At 60.5% G+C, this 4,833-nt stretch carries 5 protein-coding genes; all 5 read left to right on the plus strand.

Annotation, left to right across the window (positions count from 1 at the left end; translation table 11 throughout):
* Positions 1–282: 282 nt before the first annotated feature.
* The gene (locus tag RTM06_RS22580) at positions 283–807 is read left to right on the plus strand and encodes a GNAT family N-acetyltransferase (protein WP_312184780.1); all 525 of its coding nucleotides are present in this window, start codon (positions 283–285) and stop codon (positions 805–807) included.
* A 36-nt stretch (positions 808–843) separates the two neighbouring features.
* Complete coding sequence (locus tag RTM06_RS22585) at positions 844–2,457, plus strand: ABC transporter substrate-binding protein (protein WP_312184781.1); 1,614 nt, start codon at positions 844–846, stop codon at positions 2,455–2,457.
* 13 nt (positions 2,458–2,470) lie between these two features.
* Entirely contained in the window at positions 2,471–3,463 is a 993-nt protein-coding gene (locus tag RTM06_RS22590; protein ID WP_312184782.1) for an ABC transporter permease, read from the plus strand.
* The gene (locus tag RTM06_RS22595) at positions 3,460–4,293 is read left to right on the plus strand and encodes an ABC transporter permease (RefSeq protein WP_312184783.1); all 834 of its coding nucleotides are present in this window, start codon (positions 3,460–3,462) and stop codon (positions 4,291–4,293) included. The genes RTM06_RS22590 and RTM06_RS22595 overlap by 4 nt, the downstream gene beginning before the upstream one ends.
* Positions 4,290–4,833: ATP-binding cassette domain-containing protein (locus RTM06_RS22600; RefSeq protein ID WP_312184784.1), on the plus strand; the 544-nt coding region annotated here is incomplete at its 3' end. The genes RTM06_RS22595 and RTM06_RS22600, both read left to right, overlap by 4 nt.

Here is a 4,833-nt window from a genome sequence, read left to right on the forward strand (position 1 = left end):
GCCCGTGACGCAGCAGATGTGTCAGAGCCCGCAGCAAATTTAAAGCAAAACATTTTCTTAACTGACAAGCATTACGTCATTAATGGCGACCAGACTTTCACGCTGACACCCAACGGTCGCCATTAATGGCGACCCTACGCGATGGTTATTTCCGTGCGGATTATTGCCTCGTCATAAAATACCATTTCCCATATTCAACAAATCGATTGCCGTTATTCTCGGTTTACTTTAATCCGCCGGATTTTAATACTTTCGGCAGGATTGAATAAGGAAACGGTCACCATGAGTCAGCTAATTGAAGTTGCCAAGCCCGACGATGCGGAAGAAATATTTGCGCTGTTGCAACGCGCCTATGCTGCGCTGGTGGCGCTGGATGTGCATTTCACTATTTCACAGGGCAACGTCGAGCAGGTGCGCCGCGTCATCGAGCAGGAAACCGTGCTGGTGCTGCGCAAATGGAAACGCGCGGTGGCGACCGTCACGGTGCGTTTTCCGTGGCAGCAGGATGAACATGCACCTTCGTCGCTGCCGTTTATCCACTGGTTCGCCGTCGATCCTGATTACAAAGGGCAGGGCTTTGGCCGCGACATCATCACTTACGCCGAAGAAACCCTGCTGAAAGAGACGCTGAAAGCGCCGGGCGTCTATCTCGCCACCGCCATCAAGCATCCGTGGCTGAGCGAGCTTTATCTGCGTCGCGGTTATCAACCGTTTCATCACCGCACCAATCCATTAGGCGAAGCGCTGGTGTTTCTGAAAAAGGAATTCAACCCGCCAGCCGATCAACCCATCGCCAAAATCGCCTGAACAACTAAAAAAGCACCTGCAACCACCAAGGATCTTATGAAAGCGAATTCAATCACTCTCGCGCTGGGTGTCACCTGCCTGCTGGGAAGCGCATCACTTTTCGCCGCTGAGCAACCGCGCAGCGGCGGCAACTTAACCTTTGGCGTCGAAACCGAACCTGTACCCTTTAACCCGCAGCTGAACGGGCAATCCAAAGCGGAAGTGACGCTGCGCAACGTGTGGGAATCGCTGCTGGCGCGCCGTACCGACGGCAGTTTCGTACCCTGGCTGGCAGAAAGTTATGAAGTCAGCACTGACGGTAAAACGTATCGCTTTAGCCTGCGCCGCGATGTCACCTTCTCCAACGGCGAGAAGCTGGATGCCAACGCGGTGGCCGAGAATTTCCGCCATGTGCAGGATGCGAAGTATTGCGCCGGCAGCAGCATCTGCGCCCTGGGCGCGCGCATTGCCAACGTGGCGACGCCGGACGATCACACCGTCACCATCACGCTGAAGCAGGGCTATTCGCCGTTCCTGTCGTTCGCCGCCAAATTGCAGATTCTGGCGCCGGCCAGCTGGAACTCACCGCAGCTGAAAGCGGGCGGCAAAGAGATTGCCGGCACCGGGCCATTTATTATCGAGAGCTACGAGAAAGGTCAGCAGGTGACGTTGGTGCGCAATCCGCACTACAACTGGGCGCCCGACACCGCCAAACATCAAGGTCCGGCATATCTCGAACGCGTCACCTATCGCTTCCTGCCTGAATCCTCGGTGCGCACCGGCGCGCTGTTGTCCGGTCAGTTGGACGCGATTGAAGGCATTTCTGGCAATGACGCGGGCGAGTTCAAAGACAATCCCGACTTCACTTATCAGCACGCGCTGAATACCGGCACGCCCTATTCGCTGTTCCTCAACGTGGAATACGGCCCGACGCAGGATGTGAAGGTGCGTCAGGCATTGTTGCAGGGATTGGACATCGATCCGCTACTCAAGTCGGTGTATCGCGGTGAACGCACCCGCGCGTGGGGCATTACCTCGCCGGTCGATCCGCTCTATAACAACGATCTTGACGGTCAGTACGGTAACAATCCCGCCGCCGCCAACCAACTGCTGGACGAAGCGGGCTGGCAAACGCGCGACAGCGACGGTTTCCGCTCTAAAGAGGGCCAACGTTTGAGCATTGAGGTGATTCAGGCGCAGGCAACGGTGCGCGATCAGCGCGATGTGCTGCTGCAGGCGGTTCAGGCGCAGGCGCGCCAGCGTCTCGGCGTGGACCTCAAACTGCGCTACGTCGATTCTGGCACCTATACCGACGTGCGTAACACCGGCCACTTTGGCTCGATTGCTAACTCGAACACCGAAACCGACGGCATCGATATTGAAAACCACTATCGCCCGGTGAAAGTCGGCGGGCCGATTAACTACAGCCGCGTCAACAGCGCGCAAATCAACGGATGGCTCGACCAGGCGGCAGCGACGCTGGATATCAATCAGCGCCGTAAATTCTACAGCCAGCTGCAGCAATACGCGCTGCCACAGCAGGCGCTGGCGATCCCGCTGTATGAACCCGAAGACCAGATCGCCACCGCCAGCTACGTGCACGGTGCCGGTTTCCGCAGTTTTAAACAGATGCCGGAGAACGCGTACGACATCTGGCTCAGCGACCACTAATCAGGAGGCGAAGATGAGTCTGGAAAGCATTGTCACCCGCACGCCACGCGCGCGTCGGCCATCGGTGTGGCGCAGCGACCTGACGCGCCGCATCGTCAGCCGTCTGCTGGGCGGCGTACTGGTGCTGTGCGCGGCGGTATCGCTGGCCTTTCTCGGCGTGCATCTGGCGCCGGGCGATATCGTCAGCCTGCTGATCGGTGAGCAGCTGCGCACACCCGCGATTGAGGCGGCGATTCGCGCTGAATGGGGCCTGAACGAACCGCTGTGGTGGCAATATCTGCACTATATGTGGCGCGTGCTGCACGGCGATTTTGGCCGTTCTTACATGCTCAACACCGAAGTCAGCCATCTGCTGGCCACGCAGCTGTGGCCCACCATCAAACTGACGCTGGCGGCGCTGCTGGTCAGCATCATCTTTGCGCTGGTGATTGCCGTCGGCACCGCGCATCGTCGCATTGGTCGCCGCGTGGCTAACAGCGTGGAACTGCTGCTGGCGTCCACGCCCTCTTTCTGGATGGGCATCGTGCTGCTGTTTATTTTCAGCTTCACGCTGCGCTGGTTCCCGGTGGCGGGCGATCGCTCGCTGTCGTCGCTGGTGCTACCGGCGCTGGCGCTCGGTCTGGCGCAGGGCGCGGTGATCGCGCAACTGCTGCGCCGTGAACTGGAGCGCGCGTTGGATGCGCCATTCACCCTGACGTTGCGCGCGTGGGGCGTGGGGGAAACCACTATTCGTCTGCGCCACGCGTTGCGTCATGCGGCGTTGCCAGCGGTGACTTTGACCGGTTGGCTGGTGGGCGGATTGCTGAGTGGCGCGGTGATCACCGAACAGGTATTTGGTCGTCCCGGCCTCGGCAAACTCACCGTCGATGCGGTGTTGGCGCAGGATCTGCCGGTGGTGCTGGCGGTGGCGATTCTCTCGGCGCTGATCTACGTGGTGATGAGCACCCTGGTTGACATCCTGTCGCTGTGGATTGATCCGCGTCTGCGCGGGGAGAGCAAATCATGATTGCCGCGCTGCAACGTCTTCCTGTTGCGCTGCCTGCTGCGGTGTGGGCGGCGATTCTGTTTCTCATTGTATTGGCTATCGCGGTGATCGCCCCGCAGTGGCTGGCGCACAGCGATCCGCTGCTGGCCGATCCGGTTAACGCGCAGCTTCCGCCGTCGGCGCAGCACTGGCTGGGCACCGATCAGCTGGGACGCGATCTGCTGACGCGCGTGATCTACGGCAGCCGCTATTCGCTTTTGATCAGCGTGGCGGCGATGGCGCTAGCGGTGGTGTTAGGCACCTTGCTGGGATTGGTGGCGGCGCTGGCGCGCGGCGTGGTGGATGAGCTGCTGAGCCGCGCGGTGGACGTGATTTCCGCCTTTCCCGATCTGCTGCTGGCGCTGATGCTGATCGCCTTTACCGGGCCCGGCACCAACAACCTGATTATCGCGCTCGGCGTCGCGTCGGTGCCGCGTTTTGCCCGCGTGGTGCGGGCACAAACTTACAGCGTGATGACCTCCGGCTACGTTGAGCAGGCGCGCACCTTTGGCCTGTCGCGTTTCACGCTGATTACGCGTCACATCCTGCCGCACGCCATTGCGCAGGTGCCGGCGCTGGCCACGCTGGGGCTCGGCACCGCGATTATCGGCACCGCCGGATTGAGTTTCCTCGGCATGGGGCCGCAGCCGCCGACCGCCGAATGGGGCCTGATGCTGGCGGAAGGACGCAACTATCTGCGTAACGCGTGGTGGATCGCCGTGTGGCCGGGCGTGTTTATTACGCTGACGGTGATTGCGGTGAATACGCTCGGGCGTTACTGGCAGGCACGTTTTGAAGGACGATCTGAATGAGCCAGCCATTTATTGATATCCAGAATCTCTCAATCCGTTTCGGGCCGCAGCAGGTGGTGAAAAACCTCAACCTGCAGGTCGCGGCGGGCGAATCGGTGGCGCTGGTCGGGGAATCCGGTTCCGGCAAAACCCTGACCGCGCGCAGCCTGCTTGGCCTGCTGCCGGAAGGCGCGGTGTTAACCGCCGACCGTTTCACCATCGATGGCCGCGATATGCGCCACGCCAGCCGCAGCGACTGGCGTGCGCTGCGCGGTCGCCGCATTGGCTATGTGTTGCAGGACGCGCTGGTATCGCTCGATCCGCTGCGCCGCATTGGTCAGCAGCTGAGTGATGCGCTAAGCGCTGCCGGTCATCGCGGCCATTTGCAGGACAAAAGCATTGAACTGCTGAAGGCGGCGGGCATTCACGATGCCGAAAGCCGCCTCGAACGCTATCCGCATCAGCTTTCGGGCGGCCAGCGCCAGCGTGCGTTAATCGCTACCGCGCTGGCCGGCACGCCAACCTTATTGATCGCCGATGAACCGACCACCGCGCTGGATG

The sequence above is a fragment of the Pantoea sp. CTOTU46764 genome (genome assembly GCF_031974595.1).
Lineage (GTDB): Bacteria > Pseudomonadota > Gammaproteobacteria > Enterobacterales > Enterobacteriaceae > Pantoea > Pantoea trifolii.

Bases quoted from the DNA above. Each gene is read 5' to 3' on its own strand.
- RTM06_RS22585 (WP_312184781.1), top strand. From the start codon at position 844: ATGAAAGCGAATTCAATCACTCTCGCGCTGGGTGTCACCTGCCTGCTG.
- RTM06_RS22595 (WP_312184783.1), top strand. From the start codon at position 3,460: ATGATTGCCGCGCTGCAACGTCTTCCTGTTGCGCTGCCTGCTGCGGTG.
- RTM06_RS22590 (WP_312184782.1), top strand. From the start codon at position 2,471: ATGAGTCTGGAAAGCATTGTCACCCGCACGCCACGCGCGCGTCGGCCA.
- RTM06_RS22580 (WP_312184780.1), top strand. From the start codon at position 283: ATGAGTCAGCTAATTGAAGTTGCCAAGCCCGACGATGCGGAAGAAATA.